5 protein-coding genes are annotated in these 19,601 nt (G+C 70.6%); 4 read left to right on the forward strand and 1 reads right to left on the reverse strand.

Features of this window, described 5'->3' with window-relative positions; genetic code table 11:
* The first annotated feature begins 184 nt into the window (after nt 1-184).
* From AB0C19_RS05765 to AB0C19_RS05780, 4 genes are all read left to right on the forward strand, one after another.
* Nucleotides 185-6,283, forward strand: coding sequence for an RHS repeat-associated core domain-containing protein (locus tag AB0C19_RS05765; RefSeq protein WP_357179986.1), 6,099 nt, complete (start codon nt 185-187; stop codon nt 6,281-6,283).
* Between the two features lie 120 nt (nt 6,284-6,403).
* Nucleotides 6,404-12,274 carry an RHS repeat-associated core domain-containing protein gene (locus AB0C19_RS05770; RefSeq protein WP_357179989.1) on the forward strand — a complete coding sequence of 1,957 codons (5,871 nt, stop codon included), beginning with the start codon at nt 6,404-6,406 and terminating at the stop codon, nt 12,272-12,274.
* Entirely contained in the window at nt 12,271-17,151 is a 4,881-nt protein-coding gene (locus tag AB0C19_RS05775) for a LamG-like jellyroll fold domain-containing protein (protein ID WP_357179992.1), read from the forward strand. The genes AB0C19_RS05770 and AB0C19_RS05775 overlap by 4 nt, the downstream gene beginning before the upstream one ends.
* Nucleotides 17,152-17,308: 157 nt before the next feature.
* Nucleotides 17,309-18,481, forward strand: coding sequence for a beta-propeller fold lactonase family protein (locus AB0C19_RS05780; protein WP_357179995.1), 1,173 nt, complete (start codon nt 17,309-17,311; stop codon nt 18,479-18,481).
* Nucleotides 18,482-18,591: 110 nt separating this feature from the next.
* On the opposite strand, the gene AB0C19_RS05785 is transcribed toward AB0C19_RS05780, so the two are convergent.
* Entirely contained in the window at nt 18,592-19,458 is an 867-nt protein-coding gene (locus AB0C19_RS05785; protein WP_357179998.1) for an aldo/keto reductase, read from the reverse strand.
* Nucleotides 19,459-19,601: the final 143 nt, after the last annotated feature.

Raw genomic sequence — 19,601 nt, forward strand, 5'->3', positions numbered from 1 at the left:
ACCGCACCGGGCAGTGCGGAACAGACCCGAACGCCGCGGACGCGCGACTCCCGGCGCATGGGCGGGGCGGCGCGGCCCGGCGCACGGGCACCACGAGTACGGCGACGTGTACGGCCCGTCGTACGGCGGTCAGCGAGCGTTCCAGCGAGCCGACCGTCGGCCAACTCGTCACTTTGGAGTCTTCGTGACCGATCGATCGAGACCCGGACGTCTACGTCGCGGGGTCCTGCTGCTGCTAGCGGTGGTGGTGGCCGTGCCCGGGAGCGCGGTGGCGCCGCTGTCGCCACCGAAACCGGCCTCAGCGGCCCCGTTCCGCCCGGCCGGGGACGCGGTACCGACCAGCGCGGTGCCGACCCGACCCCGCCCCGCCGACCGTACTCCGCTGGTCACCAAGGCGCCCAGCACTACCTGGCCGAAGGCCGAGGTGGCTGTGGTGAACCCGCCCTCTCCGGAGGATCGCGCCGCGGCCAGGGCCGATCGCGCGCTGACCGCGCCGAGCCTGCGTCGGGCCGGCAAGACTCCGGTCTCGGTGGCCGCGGACAGCCCGGTACGGGTGGAGGTGCTGGACCGTTCCGCCGCCGCCCGGCGAGGCCCGGCGGGTCTGCTGCTGCGCCTCAGCCACACGGATCAGAAGACGCGTGACCTCGGCGTCAGTGTGGACTACTCCGGGTTCCGCAGTGCCTTCGGCGGTGACTACGGCGCACGACTGCGCCTGGTCCGGGTGCCGGAGTGCGCCGCCACCGAGGGCGTCGGGTGCGGCCGGGCGCAATCGGTGGCGACCCGGAACAACGCCCGGGCGGGCACCGTCAGCGCCCAGGTCACCGACGGCCTCTACGCGCTGACTGCCGGAGCGGCGGGCTCGACCGGCAGCTACGGGCCCACCTCGCTGGCGCCGTCGGCGACCTGGCAGGTGGGCCTGCAGTCCGGCGACTTCACCTGGTCGTACCCGATGCAGGTGCCGTCGGTGCCGGGCATCGAGCCGGACCTCGGCCTGAGCTACTCGTCGGGAGCGGTGGACGGGAAGACCGCCTCCACCAACAACCAGCCCTCCTGGATCGGCGAGGGCTTCGACCTGCAACCCGGCTTTATCGAGCGGTCCTACAAGGCGTGCGCCGAGGACGGTCAGACCGGGGTCAACGACCAGTGCTGGGAGACGGAGAACGCGGTGGTGTCACTGCCGGGTGTCTCCGGCGAGCTGGTCCGCGACCAGACCACCGGCGTCTGGCGTGCCGAGGAGGACGACGGCTGGCGGATCGAGCGGCTGACCGGCGCCGTCAACGGCGACGAGGGCTCGGCCACCCCGAACGACCGAGGTGAGCACTGGAAGCTGACCGCCCAGGACGGCACGCAGTACTTCTTCGGCCTGAACCGGCTGCCCGGCTGGTCCTCGGGTCGCGGCGAGACCAACTCCACCTACACGATGCCGGTCTTCGGCAACGAGGCGAACGAGCCCTGCCACGGCGCGACGTTCGCCGAGTCGTGGTGCCAGCAGGCGTACCGGTGGAACCTCGACTACGTGGTCGACCCGCACGGCGACGCGATGGCGTACTACTACGACCGGGAGATCAACCAGTACGGGCGGAACAAGACCCCGACCGCGCCGACGCCGTACGTCCGCGCCGGCTACCTCAACCGCATCGAGTACGGGCTGCGCGCGTCGAGCGTCTACACAGTGCCGGCGAGCGCCCGGGTGCTCTTCACCACCGCGCCCCGCTGCCTGCCCGGTTCGGCGTGCCAGACCGGTCAGCCGGCGGACTTCCCGGACGTACCCCTCGACCAGTCCTGCTCCGGTGGGACCTGTGCGCTGGCAGCCCCGACGTTCTGGAGCACCAAGCGCTTGGCGAAGGTGACCACACAGGTCAACCACGGCGGCTTCCAGGACGTCGAGTCGTGGAGCCTGAACCACACCTTCCCCGACCCGCAGGACGGCTCCACCGCCTCCCTCTGGCTGGAGTCGATCGCCCAGAGCGGGCACGTCGGCGGCAGCGCCACCCTGCCGTTGATCGACTTCGACCCGGCGACCACCGCCGAGGGCGAGGGCACGCCCAACCGGGTCGACGGCCTGGACACCCAGCCGGCGATGAACAAGTTCCGGGTCGGCACAGTCAACAACGAGACCGGCGGGCAGATCCTGGTCAAGTACGCGCCCACCGGCTGCGTACGGACGGCCCTGCCGACGGCGCAGTCGAACACGTCGCGCTGCTTCCCCGGCTACTACGCCCAGGAGTTCGAGACCCCGACGATCGACTGGTTCCAGAAGTACGTGGTCACCGAGGTGCTCGAGAACGACCTGGTCGGTGGCGGCGTACCGGAGGTGTCCCGCTACGAGTACGGCACCGACGGCGCCTGGCACTTCGATGACGCCGAGCTGACCCCGGAACGGTTCAAGACCTGGGGGCAGTGGCGGGGCTTCCAGAAGGTCCGCGAGATCAGCGGCAACGGCACGGACGCGCCGCACACGGTGACCGAGCACGTGTTCCTGCGCGGCATGGACGGCGACCGGGCGTCACCCACCGGCGGCACGAAACTGGTCAAGGTGGACGGGCTCGACGACCTGAACATCAGGCGCGGCTTCGCCCGGGAGACCTCGGTCTACAACGGCGTCGGAGGCGCCCTGGTCTCCCGCACTGTCAGTGAACCCCTGGAGATCAGGAACACCGCCACCCGACCCCGGTCGACCGGCACGAATCTGGCCGCCTGGGTGACCGCTGAGCGTTCCGAGCGCAGCACCGAGACCCTGGCCGCCGGTGGCAGCCGGACCACCGAGGTGCTGTACCGCTACGACGACGACGGACTGCCGATCGAGGTGCACGACCGGGGCGACATCGACGTCGCCGACGACGACGAGTGCACGACCACTACGTACGTGAAGAACCGCACCGACTGGATCATCGACACCGCGTCCCGGTCCACCACGGTGCTGGTGCCCTGCGGCACCACGGCGAACTATCCGGCGGACCTGCTCAGCGACGAGCGGGTCTACTACGACGGACAGTCCGTCTGGGGCGCCCTGCCGACCCGTGGTGACGTGACGAAGGCCGAGGAGGCCAAGGACTGGTCGAACGGGCCGGTCTGGCAGACCATCGGCAGTGCCGCCATGGACGAGCACGGTCGGACGACGTCGAGCACCGACGCCCTCGGCCAGACCAGCACGACGGCCTTCACACCGACAGTCGGTGGTCCGCTCACGTCGATAGTGAGCACCAATCCGCTCGGGCACACGGTGACCACGACCCTCGCGCCGCTGACCGAGGACCCGCTCACCATGGTCGACGTCAACGGTCGGCAGACCGACGTGAGCTACGACCCGCTGGGCCGGGTGACCAAGGTGTGGCTGCCCGGTCGGGCGAAGGCGACCACGACGCCGAACCTGGAGTACACCTACGACGTCCGCCGCACCGCCCCGACGGTGCTCGGCACCCGGACCCTGTTGGGCACCGGAACCGTGTACGCCACGTCGTACCAGTTGCTCGACGGTTTCCTGCGCGAGCGGCAGACCCAGGAACAGTCACCGAACACGTCGGGGCGGATCGTCACCGACACCTTCTACGACTCACACGGGCGGGAGTGGAAGGAGAACGCCGACTACTACGCCGCCGGCCTACCGGCCAAGGCACTGGTCGGTGTGGCCGACACGGCGGTGCCGTCGCAGACCCGGACGATCTACGACGGAGCCGACCGCGAGGTCGCGGAGGTCCTCTACGGCCGCAACGTGGAGAAGTGGCGGACCACCACCGCGTACGACGGTGACCGGGTCTCGGTCACCCCGCCCGCCGGGGACACCGCCACCACGACGATCTTCGACGCGCACGACCGGATCATGGAACTGCGCCAGCACGTCGCCGGCATCACGAGCGGGTACGACAGCACCCGCTACGGCTACGACCGGGCCGGACGGCTGAGCACCGTCACCGACCCGGCCGGCAACGTCTGGCGACACTTCTACGACCTGCGCGGCCGCAAGATCCGTACCGAGGACCCGGATGCCGGCGTCCAGCGGATCGGCTACGACGAGGCGGACCGGCCGGTCACCACCACCGATGGTCGCAACCGCACGTTGGTCACGCTCTACGACGACCTGGACCGGCGAAAGGCGGTGCACGAGACCTCGTCCACCGGGCCGAAGCTGGCCGAGTGGACCTACGACACCCTGCCCGGCGGCAAGGGGTTGGCCACCGCCTCGAAGCGGTACGTCGGCTCCGCCGTGTACGAGAACCAGGTGTTGGGCTACGACCCGAGCGGTCTGCCCACCGGCGTATCGGTGGTCATCCCGGCGGCCGAGGGGGGTCTGGCGCGCTCATACGACACCACGTTCCGGTACAACGCCGCTGGCCAGGTGGTCGACACCAACCTGCCGTCCGCCGGCGACCTCACCGCCGAGACGGTGAAGTCCTTCTACACCTCGCTGGGCCTGCCCAGCTCGCTGGCGTCCACCGGCAACACCTATGTCGCCAGCACCGGCTACAGCAACACCGGGGAGCTGGGCCGGTTCGTGCTCGGTGCGAGCGGCAAGCAGGTCACCCGGGACTTCGGCTACGACGATGCGACCGGGCGGCTGACCCGGGCCCAGACCCAGGCGCCGGGCACCACACCGGTCTCCGACGTCACCTACTCCTACGATCCGGCCGGCAACCTCCTGCGGGTCGGTGACTCCGTCACCAACGACACCCAGTGCTTCGGGTACGACCAGTTGCGGCGACTGACCGAGGCATGGACCCCGTCCGGGGGTGACTGCGCTGCGGCACGCAGCGCGGCGGCGCTCGGTGGTCCGGCGGCCTACTGGCAGAGCTGGACCTTCGACAAGGTCGGTAACCGGCTGAGCGAGGTCCGGCACGCCACCGCAGGGGACACCACAGCGAGCTACACCTACCCGGCTGCGGGCGCGGCCCAACCGCACACCCTGAAGTCGGTGCGGACGGCCGGCCCGGCGGGGACCAGGACCGACAGCTACACCTACGACGCCGGCGGCAACACCACAGGTCGCACTGTCAACGGTGTGGCGCAGGTCCTGGACTGGGACGCCGAGGGGAACGTCTCCACCATCACGGAGAACGGAAAGACCACCTCGTTCGTCTACGACGCCGACGGCAACCGGCTGCTGCGCCGCGACGCCACCGGCACCACTCTCTACCTGGGGCACACCGAGGTGCACCAGCCGGCCAGTGGCACGGCGACGGCCACCCGCTACTACGCGTACCAGGGCCAGCCGGTCGCCATACGCAAGGGCGGACACGTGTCCTGGCTGACGTCCGACCACCACGGCACCGGCGAAATCGCCATCGACTCGTCCACCCTGGCGGTGACGCGACGACTGCTCACCCCGTACGGCACGGCGCGTGGCGGCACCGGCACCTGGCCGGGGGAGCGAGGCTTCGTCGGCGGCAACATCGACCCGGGCACCGGTCTGACCCATCTGGGTGCGCGGGAGTACGACCCGGGTACCGGTCGCTTCATCTCGGTCGACCCGATCATCGACATCGACGATCCACAGCAGATGCACGGATACGCCTACTCCAGCAACAACCCGACGTCGTTCAGCGACCCGGACGGGTTGGTGCTGATGGCGGACAACAGCGGAGGCGGCAAGGCCAAGCCGAAGGCGAAGAAGCCAGCGGTCACCAAGAAGGCAGCGCCGAAGAAGGCCGCCCCGAAGAAGGCATCCCCGAAGAAGGCCGCGCCGAAGAAGGCATCCCCGAAGAAGTCAGGACCGGCCTGTAACGCGGCGTGCAAGCGCGACAACGCCGCCAACAAGGCCAAGAAGTCGTCGCCCACCAAGAAGGCCGCCCCGAAGAAGCCGGGCCCGACGTGCAACGCGGCCTGCAAACGCGACAACGCCGCCAACAAGACCAAGAAGGCGGCAGCCAACCGGAAGAGCCACGACGACGACGGCCCGGACGTAGGCGCCGGAGGCCCGACGAACAGAGGCCGAGGAGGCAAGACGAACAAGGGGCCGAGTGATCTGAAGGGGATCAACGACAAGGACACCCTGCGTGAGATGTACGACGAGGCCAGGAAGAACAGAAACTTCGAGCGTGCGAAGCAGATCAAGCAGAGGCAGAAGGAGTTGAACCAGCGCAGGAGCAGTCAGTCAGACCGAACTCGTCCCAGGGCGACGGCGACGCCGACACCGAGGCCTAACCCGCGCACGAACCAGCGCCCCTCACAATCCACTGACTACAGCGGTCTTCGCGACGCCTTCGTGGTGATCGGGACCGGACTTGCCCTCGTGGTCGGATTCGTGGGCTGCGGTCTCAGTGGAGGGGCGTCGTGTTCCACCAGCTGAGCCGATACTGACGACCGTCGGTCATACCCCGGCATGTACGGGGTGCTGTACGCCGACCTCGCACGCTGAGCCCGGCCCGTCCTTCACGACGGGTCGGGCTCAGTCGTCGCGGAGGTTGGCATGCGCGTTGTCCACAGAGGGCTGCTGGTGGCGGCACTTGTCGTCGCGGGGCTGCCGGTGCTCGGGTCACCGGTCCACTCCGCCGCCCCGCCGACCGACCGGCCCGGCGCTCTGGTGCCCGTCGCGCCGCGGGGTGAGGACGTCTCCCGCAAGCTCGCCGCCCGCGCCGTACCGCCGGTGGTCTGGCCGGACGCCGGGCGGGCGGACGTCGATCGGGACGCCACCCCGGTCCGGGCCGGCCGGCTGCCGGTCCGGGTGTCCGCGGCGGACGGCCGGGCAGGTCGGGTCGGGGTCGAGGTGCTGGACCGGGCGGCCACCGCCCGAGCCCAGGTGCGCGGACTGGTCATCAGGGTCCGGCACGCGGCCACCGACGAGGACCGCACACCCCGCCGCTCGACTGTCGACATCGACTACGCCGGCTTCCGGGGCGCGTTCGGCGGCGACTACGCGGCCCGGCTGCGCTTGGTGAAGCTGCCCGACTGTGCCCCGAGCGCCGGCCCGGGCTGCGGGCCGAGCCAGCCGGTCGCCGCGACGAACGACAAGCGCGCCAACCGGGTCTCGGCCCGGATCACCGACGGCACGTACGCGCTGACCGCCGGTGCGAGTGGCGCGGCCGGCAGCTTCCGGCCGACCTCCCTGGCTCCGTCGGCGAGCTGGCAGGTCGGCCCGCAGTCCGGTGACTTCCAGTGGTCGTACCCGCTGCGGACCCCGCAGTTGCCCGGTGGTGCACCGGAGCTGGCGCTGGACTACTCGTCCGGGCGGGTCGACGGCCGCACGGCCGCCACCAACAACCAGCCGTCCTGGGCGGGCGAGGGCTTCGAGCTGCAACCCGGCTTCATCGAGCGGTCGTACCAGCCCTGCGTCGAGGACGGTCAGGCCGGCGTCGGCGACCTCTGCTGGACGACGAACGGTGCCGGCAAGCTGGTGCAGAGCGCCACGATCTCGCTGCCCGGTCTCAACAGCGAGTTGGTCCGTGACGACGCCACCGGGGCCTGGCGGGCCGAGCAGGACGAGGGCTGGCGTACCGAACTGCTGACCGGCGCGGTAAACGGTGACGAGGGCTCGACCAGCCCGGACGACCGGGGAGAGTACTGGCGGCTGACAGCCCCGGACGGCACCCAGTACCACTTCGGCCGCAACCGGATGCCGGGCTGGACGGCCGGTGCGGCAGAGACCAACTCGACCCTCACAGTGCCGGTCTTCGGTAACCACGCGAACGAGCCGTGCAAGGGCAGCTCCTTCGCGACGTCGTGGTGCCAGCAGGCGTACCGGTGGATGTTGGACTTCGTGGTCACCCCGCACGGCGACGTGACGACGTACCACTACGACCGCGAGACGAACAGCTACGGCCGTAACGCCACCCCCGGCAACCCGACGCCGTACGTCCGGGCCGCGAACGTCTCCCGGATCGAGTACGGGCAGCGCCTGGACACGCTCTACACCACGCCGGCGGGGGCGCGGGTGCTGTTCGGCAGCGCCGAGCGGTGTCGTCCCGGGTCACCCTGTCAGCAGTCGCAGCCGGCGGACTTCCCGGACACCCCACTGGACCAGGCGTGCGCCTCGTCATGTCCACTGTCGACCCCGACGTTCTGGAGCACCCGCCGGCTCGCGAAGGTGAGCACCCAGGTCAGCGACGGCGGTTTCCGGGACGTCGACTCCTGGAGCCTGACCCACACCTTCCCGGCCACCGGCGACGATTCGGCGCCCAGCCTGTGGCTGGAGTCGATAGTGCACACCGGTCACGTCCGCGGCACCGCGAGCATGCCCGCCGTCGACTTCGACCCGGGTACGACGGCCGAGGGGGAGGGCACCCCGAACCGGATCGACACCCAGGGCGACACCCAGCCCGCGATGCGCAAGTTCCGGCTCGGCACGATCCGCAACGAGACCGGTGGCCGGACTGAGATCAACTATGCCGCGTCCGACTGCCAGCCGACCGCGCTGCCGACGCCGGACCGCAACACGGCCCGCTGCTTCCCGGTCTACTGGTCGACCGAGTTCGCCACCCCGACCCGGGACTGGTTCGCCAAGTATCTGGTCACCCGGGTCACCGAGACCGACCTGGTCGGCGGGGAGAGCGCCAACCCCAAGATCACTGAGTACGAGTACGACGGGTCGGCCGCCTGGCACCACGACGACGCCGAACTCGTCCCCGACCGGTACAAGTCGTGGGGGCAGTGGCGCGGCTACCAGCGGGTCCGCATTCGCGCCGGTTCTCCGGGCGACGGCCCCCGCACCCTGACCGAGCACGTCTACCTGCGGGGCATGCACGGCGACCGCAACGCCGACGGCACCACAAAGAACGTGACGATCGAGGGGCTCGCCGACGAGGCGCCGCTGCGGGGGTTCGCCCGGCAGACAACTGTCTTCGACGGCGACAGCGCGACAGTGCTCTCCCGTACCGTGGCGCAGCCGATGCAGTTGCCGGTCAGCGCGACCCGCGACCGCGCCGGCACCCCGCTGCGTGCCCGGGTCACCCAGATCAAGTCCAGCACCACCACTACCACACTGGCCACCGGCAGCCGGGTCACCGAGCAGCGCTACGGCTACAACGGCTCCGGGCTGCTCACCGAGACGCACGATCTCGGTGACGTGGCGCTCCCCGGTGACGACACCTGCGAGGTGCAGACCTACGCCGTCAACGAGGCGAGCTGGATCCTGAACGCGCGGTCCCGGCAGGTCACCGTCGCCGGAGACTGCCAGAGCACCCAGGTGCTGACCGACCGCCGGTTCGTCCACGACGGGGCCGAGGGGTGGGGGAGCCCGCCGTCCAAGGGCGATGTCACCCGGGTCGAGGAGGGCACCGAGTCCGGCTACCAGGTGACCGAGCGCGCCACGTTCGACGTGCACGGCCGTCCGTTGGACCGGCGCGACGCCTCCGGCGACCTGACCCGTACCTCGTACAGCCCGGCGGTCGGCGGGCCGTTGACCGGCACGGTGGTGATCGACCCGGCCGGGTTCGCAGTGACCACCACCATCGACCCGCTGCTCGGGCAGCCGGTGTCGACCCGGGACGCCAACGGGGGCGTGACGACGAACGGATACGACCCGCTCGGCCGGCTGACCTCGGTGTGGCTGCCCGGCCGGGCGATCACAGCGACACCGAACCACCGCTACTCCTACCTGGTCCCGGGCAACGGCCCGAGCGCGGTCACCAGCCAACAACTGATCGGCACCGGCGCTGCCTACCGGACCAGCACCGAACTCTTCGACGGGTTCCTGCGGTCCCGCCAGGTGCAGCAGCCGGCGCCCGGTGGCGGCCGGATCCTGACCGACACCCGATACGACTCGCATGGCCGGGTTTCCCGCACGTCGGCACCGCGGTTCGACAGCGGAGCACCCGGCACCGGCCTGGTCGCCCAGCCGGCCGTGCTGCCGGCGGAGACGCGGCTCGGCTACGACGGCGCCGGCCGGCAGAACGCCGAGGTGCTCTACGGCCAGGGCGTGGAGAAATGGCGAACCAGCACCAGCCACGGCGGCGACCGGGTCTCGGTCGACCCGCCGGCCGGGGGCACCGCCACAGTGGAGATCCGCGACGCCCGAAACCGCACAGTGGAGCTGCGCCAGTTCCTCTCCGGCGCACCGAGCGGGACGTACCAGGCGACCCGGTACACGTACACGTTGGCCGGGCAACTCGCCTCGACCACCGACCACGCCGGCAACGTGTGGCGCTACGGCTACGACCGGCGGGGTAGGCAGGTGCGTGCCGAGACGCCGAACTCGGGCACCCGTTCGACCAGCTACGACGCCGAGGGGCGGGTGCTGACCAGCACCGACGGCAACGGCCGGACCGTTGGCTACGACTACGACCAGTTGGGCCGCCGCACGGCCGTGCGTGAGGGCGCCACAGTGCTCGCCACCTGGGCGTACGACACCGCGACCAACGGTAGGGGCCGGCTGGCCAGCAGCACCAGGCACGCCGCCGGCGGCGACATCGTCACCGGTGTGAGCGGCTACGACCTGCGCGGTCGGATCACCGGTACGGCGCTCACAGTGACCGAGCCGGGGCTGGCCGGCACCTACCGGACCGGGCACGTCTGGTACGAGGACGACCAGCCGTACACCGCCACGCTGACCCTGCCGGTCGCGAACCTGGGCGGGTTGGCGACGACCGAGACGCTGCGGCACGGCTACGAGGCGAGCGGACTGCCGAGCACCCTGCTGGGTCAGAGCAGCTACGTCGCGGCCACCACCTACACCCGCACCGGCGAGGTGGACTCCTACCAGCTCGGCGCCTCCGGTCGGCAGGTCACCCGGGCGTTCGGATACGACCCGGTGACCCGGCGGCTGACCCGCGCCGAGACCCGCCGGCAGGGCCAGAGCGCTGCCGCCGACGTCTCCTACGCCTACGACCAGGTGGGCGGGGTGACCCGGATCGCCGACGCCACGAACGCGGACACCCAGTGCCTGCGCTACGACGGCCTACGCCGGCTCGTCGAAGGCTGGACACCGGCCAGTGGCGACTGCGCGACAGCGCCGAGCGTCGCCGGGTTGGGCGGACCGGCCCGCTACTGGGACTCGTGGAGTTTCGACGACTCGGGCAACCGGGCCGCCGAGATCCGGCGCGGCGCCGCCGGTCAGAGCACCCGCACCTACTCCTATCCGGCCCCGGGCGGCGCGCAGCCGCACACGCTGCGCTCGGTCCGCACCGAGGGGCCGGGCGGCACCCGGACCGACACGTTCAGCTACGACGCTGACGGCAACACGGTGACCCGGCCCGGTCAACAGCTCGGCTGGGACGCCGAGGGCCGGCTCGCCACTGTCACCGCCGGCGGCCGGACGTCTTCCTTCGGGTACGACGCGGACGGCAACCGGGTGCTGCGTCGTGACGCCAGCGGCACCACGCTCTACCTGGGTGACACCGAACTGCACCGTGACCCGGCCGGGGTGGTGACCGGTACGCGTTACTACCGGCACAACGGTGCCACTGTGGCGCTGCGCCGGGGCGGCACTGTGAGCTGGCTCGCCACCGACCACCACGGAACGGCGGAGACCCTGCTCGACTCGACCACGCTGGCCGCGACCAGCCGGCTGCTCGGCCCGTACGGCCAGCCGCGGGCCACCGTCGCCGGCTGGGTCGGTGACCGGGGCTTCGTCGGTGGCAACGCCGACCCGGACAGCGGGCTGGTGCAGCTCGGCGCCCGACAGTACGACCCGGACACCGGGCGGTTCGTCTCGGTCGACCCGATCACCGACGTGGCCGATCCGCAGCAACTGGGCGGCTACGCGTACGCGAACCACAACCCGGTCACCTTCACCGACCCGGACGGGCTGCTGACCAAGAAGAAGGCCGTGGAGCACTCGCTGATCCGCACCAGCCAGAAGATCGACAAGCCGGCCAAGGCCTCGTCGTCGCAGAGCATCAGCATCGGCGCGACCGCCACCCGGAGCACCCAGCCGCTGATCAGCGGGAGCAAGCAACGGCTGTCCGAGGTGATCGATTACCTCTCGGGCAGCTACGACGACTGGGAGTACGAGGAGGTTTATACCTGGGAGGACACGCCCAGCGGTGCCAGCAGCGGTGTCTACATCGACGGCTACAGCCGGGACGACGACTACTACACCATCGACGACTACTACGACGACTACTACGAGGACGACTACTACGAGGAGCCGGTCGTGGAGTACGAGGAGCGGTCCTGCGTGGGTTGGAACCAGTGCCTCTATCCGCGGCCGATCGAGCAGAGCGTGGTGTGGGAATCGGCCGCCGCACTGGACTCCGTCACGCAGTACCGCTCCGTGCCGACCGTGCCGGCGCCGATGACGTACCGCGTCACCGAACCGTCCGGCTGGGCGAGCCCGGTCTCCTGGCTCAGCCTGCCCGCGGAGCACCGGCTCGACCTGCCGACGTTCTCCTGGCGGCGGTCGTGACCCGCCGGCGGCTCGGGCCGCTGTGCGGGCTGGTGTTCGTGGTCGTCGCCGGGCTGACGTTTCCCGGGTCGCCATCGGGCACCGCGTCGGCCAGCGGCGTTCCGGCCGTCACCGTGGCGGCACCGGCCGAGGAGTCCGCCAGGGTCCGCGCCGCCCGCAGCGGCACCCGGGTGGCGCTGCCCGAACGGACGACAGCGACCAAGCAGGTCTTCGTGAACCCGGACGGCACCCTCACCGCGGAGATCAGCCAGCGCCCCGAGCGGGTCCGGCGGGGCGAGGAGTGGGTGTCGGTGGACACCCGTCTGCGCGCCCGGCCGGACGGCACCATCGCACCCCTGGCGGCGGCGGGACTGACCCTCTCGGGCGGCGGAAAGACGCCGTTGGCGACAGTGGTCACGGGTGGCGGCCGGCTCGAGCTGAGCTGGCCGACGCCGCTGCCCACGCCGGTGTTGGCCGGCGAGACCGCCAGCTACACCGACGTACTGCCCGGTGTGGACCTGCGGGTGCGGGCCACCGCGACCGGGTTCTCCCAGGTGCTGGTGGTCAAGACCGCCGAGGCGGCGCGCCAGCCGGCGCTGCGCCGGTACACCTTCGGACTGCGCACGACGAAGCTGACCGCCACCCGCAACGACGCCGGCGGCCTGCGGGTCACCGACCGGGCCGGAAAGACCGTCCTCAGCTCGGGTAGCGCCTGGATGTGGGACTCGGCGAGCCGCGACGGGTCGGACCGACACGCCCGGCGGGCACCGATCGGGCTGGAGGTGACCAGGGATCGACTGACCCTCGTCCCCGACCCGGCTCTGCTGCTCGACCCGGCCGCCCAGTTCCCGCTCTACCTCGACCCGGACCTCACCGGTGACCAGCAGCACTGGCTCATGGTGCAGAAGGACCTGCCGAACCAGAACTGGTGGGACAGCACGCAGTTCCGCCCGCAGGTCGGCCGTGACCCACGGGAGTCAAGCACGGACCGGTTCCGGTCCTACTTCGAGCTGGACACGTCCGGGGTGGCCGGCAAGAGCATCATCCGGGCGCAGCTGCGGATCCCGCAGACCTGGTCGTGGTCGTGCACCGCCGAGCCGCTGCACCTCTACCACACCGCGCCGATCACGTCGGCTATGAACTGGAGCACCGCTCCGCCGCTGCTCGCCAACCGGAAGCTGAGCACCATCACCGAGGCGTACGGCGGTGAGGGCACCGGCACCTCCTGCCAGATCCCGAACGACGCGGAACTCACCGCCACGGCGGCGGTGGCCGAAGCGGCCGCCGTCCGGGCACCCACCCTGACCCTCGGGCTCGCCTCGGACGAGTCGACCAGCGCCAACGGCGCCAAGGAGTTCCTCCCGAAGGCGAAGCTCGTGATCACCTACAACACGGTGCCCGAGCCCCCCGAGCTCGACGGCTGCACCGACAACTCGGCCGGTTACCTGACCAGCGACCAACCGACAGTGACCGCCGTGCCACTCGACGCCGACCAGGACGACCAGTTCCTGTCGGTGGCCTTCCAGTGGGCGGACAGCACCGGTCGGGTGCTGGGCGATGCGCCGGGGGACCAGAGCGTCTTCTCCGGCAATCCCGTGCACGCACGGATCAGCACAGTGCTCACCGAGGGCGCGACGTACCAGTGGCGGGCACGTACCCAGGACGCCAAGACCACGGGACCGTGGAGTGCCTGGTGCCGGTTCGTCCTCGACGCCCAGCCGCCGACTGTCGCGCCGACGGTGACCTCGCCGGTCTTCGTGGCCGACGGCGTCGCCGGCCGGCCGTACGAGGCGGGTGAGGTCCGCTTCGACGCCAACGGCGCCACCGACGTGGTGGCGTTCCGCTACTGGGTCAACGAGAAGGAGCAGCCCGACGTGCCGGCCACCGGTGGGCAGGCACGGGTGCAGGTGACGCCGACCCGCGGCTACAACACGGTGCTGGTGCGCGGGGTGGACCGGGCCGGGCTGACCGGCCCGGAGACCCGCTTCGACTTCGTGACCGACACCGAACACCTGACGCCACCCATCGCCGAGTGGACGATGGAGGACTACGGCAGCGAGGCGTGGGACACGGGCAGCAACCTGCACCACGCCACGCTGACCGGGGCGGCCGTCTTCGGCGCTGGTCGAGGCTCCGGCGGTCTGGAGTTGGACGCCTCCGAGCAGACCTACGCCCGTACCACTGGTCCGGTCATCCGCACCGACGCCAGCTTCACCGCCATGGCCTGGGTCAAGCTGACCAGGGACGACGACTGGTTCACCGCGCTGGGTCAGTCCGGCCTGCGGTTCCCCGGCTTCGAGCTGGAGTACGGCCTCTGGCCGCGGGGCTGGGTCTTCGAGATGGCCACCGCCGACAGCACCGAGGGTCAGGTGTCGGTGAACGCCGCCGCGGCCAGTGGGATCACCGCCCAGTTGGAGGTCTGGACCCACCTGGCCGGCGTGTACGACCACCAGGCCGGGCAGCTGCGGCTCTACGTCAACGGCGCGCTGGCCGGTACGGCGGCGCACCGCAGCACCTGGAACGCGACGGGGCCGGTCAACATCGGCAGCGGCTTCTGGCACGGCACGCACCCGGCTCGTTGGCCGGGCAGCCTGGACGACGTACGGATCTTCGATCGGGTGACCAGCGAGGCCGAGATCCGCGAGGTGATGGCCGGGGAGCCGTGGGGTCCGGAGGCGCGCTGGCAGTTGGAGGAGACCGAGGGGCGCACCGCTGTCGACGAGACCGGCAACACCCACACCCTCGCCGTGTCCTCCAGTGGGCAGCCATGGGGGCCGGGCCGTAACGGCGGCGGTCTGCACCTCGACGGTGACGGCGACATGGCCTGGGCCCCCGGCCCGGTGGTCCGTACCGATCGGAGCTTCACCGCCGCCGCCTGGGTGAAGCTGGCCCGTGACACCACCACCGGCACCGTGCTGAGTCAGGACGGCCGAACCTCCAGCGGCTTCACCCTGCGCTACGACGCCGGGTCGCGGCGCTGGTCCTTCGCGATGGCCCGGGCCGACGCGGCGGACGGACGAGACTGGCCGGCAGTGCACTCGACTGTCGCGCCGGTGCTCGGCGAGTGGACCCACCTGGCCGGGGTGTACGACCACGACCGGGGCCAGCTGCGCCTCTATGTGAACGGGGTGCTCTCGGGCACTGTCGCGCACCTCAGCACCTGGAGCGCCACGGGGCAGTCGCTGGTCGGGCGGGGCCGCAACAACGGCTGGTACGTGGAGTGGTGGTCCGGGGTGGTCGATGAGCCCGTGCTGACCAGCGGGGCGCTGACCCAGGGCCAGATCGCTGGGCTGATCGGCGACAACCTGGAGGGCTCGGGTGGTGAGTGGGACTTCGAGCCCGAGCCGACCGGTCCGATGACCCTGGCCCGGGTGGACCGCACCGGCAACCGGCACAGCATCACCATCGGCCCGGGGGTGGACCGCACCGTCGCCGGTTACGGCACGAGCGGCAAGGGCCTCGGGTTCGACGGCACCGGCGGGTACGCGAGCACTGCCGGTCCGGTCGTGCGGACCACGGGAAGCTTCACAGTCGCCGCCTGGGTCAAGCTGACCGACACCGGGGTACGCCGGGTCGCGGTGAGTCAACAGGCGACTCAGACGAGCGGTTTCAGCCTGGAGTACAGCCGCGAGCGCAACCGGTGGGCGTTCGTCGTCCCGCACGACGACCGGAGCACGACGAGCGGGGAGCGGGTTTCGACTGTGGTCTCCGCCGGTGCTCCGCAGGTGAACACCTGGACTCATCTGACCGGTGTCTACGACGCCGCGGCCAGCGAGCTACGGCTCTACGTCAACGGTCGGTTCGCCAACGTGGTCACCCACCGCCGGCCCTGGTCGGCCCGAGGGCCCTTGCAGATCGGCCGGGCCTGGTGGGGCGGTGTCTGGCAGGCGCCCTGGAAGGGGGTCGTCGACCAGGTCCGGGTGCTTGACCGGGCCGCGGTCATCGACGAGGTGCGCGCCCTCGCCGGCATCGCCGCGCCGCCGGAACCCGGACCGCTGCGCCTCTTCGCCCAGCATGCCAACCTCTGCCTGGGCGAGAACCCCCTGGACACCGTCGGTCACCTCTTCCTGACCGCCTGCCGGGAGGCCATCCCCGACCTGTCGTTCCAGCTTGCCGGCGACGACCTGTACCGGATCATGACCGCGCATCCACAGCACGGGACGGGCTGCACCGGCGTGGCGGGCAACTCCACGGCGGTCGGCGCCCGACTCGAGAACGACTACTGCGTCGACCGCAAGCCGGAGCGGTTGACCCGGTTCCGACTGATCCCGGTCTTCGGCCCCACGTTGCACGGGCACCAGATCAAGGCCGAGCACAGTGGACTGTGCGTCGGCGTCGCCGGTAACGCGACAGCGCCCGGGTCCGTCGCCGTGCAGCTGACCTGCGATCCGACCGCCCCGGGCCAGGTCTTCGACCTGCAACGCGTACCCGACGACGGCATGCCGGCTCCGGGCGCCACCCAGATTCGGTCGGCGCACTCCGGGCTCTGCGTGGGTGAGGTCCCCGGCGATCCGAACCACCTTCTGCAGCAGGCATCGTGCGCCACCGCGTCTCCGCCGATGCGGGTCGAGGCGGCCGGGCAGGGCCGGTATTGGATCAAGAGCACGCACCCGGTCAACGGGGTGGGCTGCACCCTGGTGCTGAACCCCGTCGTCGCCGTCGGCAGCGCGGTCGCCGACGGTGCCTGCCCGGCCGACGCCGGCGCGGCGCACCGGTTCCGACTGGAGCCGGTCAGCGCGCCGCTCACCGGCTATCTGATCCGCCCGTTGCAGAGCGGGCACTGTCTGGGCATCGTGGGCAGCTCCACGACGGCCGGCGCCCGTCTGGTGCAGCAGGCGTGCGACCCGACCGCCCGGGGACAGGTGTTCGATTTTCGGCCACCGGGCACCACGCCCTGAGCGCGCTCATGTCGGTGGCGCCGCGTCTGCCGATTCACCAGAACGGCACGAAATTACCGCTTTAGGGTAAGTGAGGCGAACGCACCTAGCTGCTCCGATAGCTTTCTAAGGAGAGGAAAACTCGTATTCCTCCCTTCGGGTGCATAAGGAGTCAGTGATGAAGCGCAGTGTCGCGCTCGCGGCAGCCCTCCTGGCAGGTCTGACCAGCATCGGATCGATCCCCGGGGCCGCCTTCGCCGATGGCGGTGGCCCCGGGTACCACGACGACCGCAAGGGGGGTGATCACCACCACGGCGACGAGGGCGCGGTCTTCGTCCAGACCAACAAGGCCGAGGGCAACACCATCAAGGTGTACGACCGCGACGAGGACGGCCGTCTCACCAAGGCGGGCGAGTACGAGACCGGCGGGCTGGGCGGCTTCACCATCGGCGCGCCGCTCGACGCGCTGGCCTCGCAGGGCTCCCTGACCTACCACCGCGGACTGCTCTTCGCCGTGAACGCCGGCAGCAACACCGTGACGGTCTTCCGCGTCGAGGGCACCAAGCTGCACAAGCTCCAGGTCATCTGGTCCGGCGGTCTGCTGCCGGTCAGCGTCGCGGCCCGTGGCGACCTCGTCTACGTCCTCAACGCCGGTGGTGAGGGTTCGGTGCAGGGCTTCGAGCTGCACAAGGGGCGCCTGTCGCGGATCGAGGACGCCAACCGCTCGCTCGGGCTGCACAACGGCAACTCGCCGGCGTTCGGAACCGCCCCGGCCCAGGTCAAGATCGACCCGGACGGCGAGTTCGTCCTGGTGTCGACCAAGGGCGCCAACGTCATGTTCAGCTACGAGATCGGCCGCGACGGCAAACTGTCCCGCAACCCCGTCATCAGCGACGCGGGCAACACCCCGTTCGGCTTCACCTTCGACACCGAGGACTCGCTGCTGGTCACCGAGTCGGGCGCCAACGCGGTCAGCCGCTTCGAGTTGGAGGACGATGGCGCCCTCGACCAGGTCGGCCCGTCGGTGCCCAACGGCCAGCAGGCGCCCTGCTGGATCCAGCGCGTCGGCGACTACTTCTTCGTCGCCAACGCCGGCAGCTCCACCATCAGCTCCTACCGGGTCAACGACGACGGCAAGCTCGAAATCGTCAGGAACGTCGCCGCCGACACCAACGGCGGGTCGATCGACATGACCACCAGCGACGGCTTCCTGTACGTGCAGAACGCCACCGCCGGCAACGTGCAGGGCTACAAGGTGCACGAGGACGGGTCCCTGAACCTCGTGACCACTGTCGAGGGTCTGCCGAAGTTCACCGACGGCATTGGCATGGAGGGCATCGCCGCCTCCTGAGCACACCACCCGCTGGTCCCGGTCGTTCGTCGACCGGGACCAGCTCGCCGTGTCACGAGGCTGAGGCCCACTCGCGCGGTTCGGGGTCACTGCATCCTGCCCGGGGGCCGCTACTCGATGCTGGCCAACTCCTCCGGCGACAGGACCAGCGCCCCGGCGGCCAGGTTCTCGACCAGGTGATCGGGGTTGCCGGTACCGGGGATGGCCAGCAGGTGCGGGCCGCGACTGAGGGTCCAGGCGATCCGCACCTGTGCCGGCGTCGCGCCGTGCGTGCGCGCGATGGCCTCCACTGCCGCGTTGGCGGCCACGCCGCCGGCCTCACGTCGGTCGCCGGCGATAGCGAAGAACGGCACGAATGCGACGTTCTGTTCACCGCAGGTACGCACGAGCTGATCCTGCGTACGTCGGGTGTCGACACCGTACGTGTTCTGCACGCAGACCACCGGGGCGATCGCCTGCGCCTGCGCGAGGTGGTGCGGACGAATGTTGGACAGGCCGAGATGCCGGATGAGTCCGGCGTCACGTAGCTCGGCCAGCGCGCCGAAGTGCTCCGCCACCGATTCCAGTCCGTCTTGGCGCAGGTTCACGACATCCAGCTGGTCGCGGCCGAGTTGGCGCAGGTTCTCCTCGACCTGTCCACGTAGCTGATCCGGCCGGGCCAGCGGCAGCCACTCTCCCGAGGGATCGCGGCCCGGTCCGACTTTGGTGGTGATGACCAGGTCATCGGCGTACGGCGACAGCGCAGTGTTGATCAACTCGTTGGCCGACCGGAGCGGCGAGAAGTAGAACGCCGCCGTGTCGATGTGGTTCACACCGAGGTCGACCGCTTGGCGTAGCACTCCGATGACCCGCGCGCGGTCGCTCGCCGCGCTGCCGTTACCCGTCAGGCGCATCGCGCCGAATCCGATCCGATTGACGCTCAGGTCGCCGAGCGTCCAGGTACCTGCGGATTCCGCACTGATCACGTTGGTGGGCATTGGGCGAACGTAGCCACCGCCACTGACCTGCGCAGTCGGGCGTCTGCCCGATACCGATCGGGAAGAACCACTGTTAGGTTATTTATCGTGGGAAGCGCGTTGCCGGCAGTGCAGTGACAGCCCGCAGATCATTGGGGTCCTGA

The organism is Micromonospora sp. NPDC048842, from assembly GCF_040649935.1.
In the GTDB taxonomy this organism is placed as follows: domain Bacteria; phylum Actinomycetota; class Actinomycetes; order Mycobacteriales; family Micromonosporaceae; genus Micromonospora; species Micromonospora hortensis.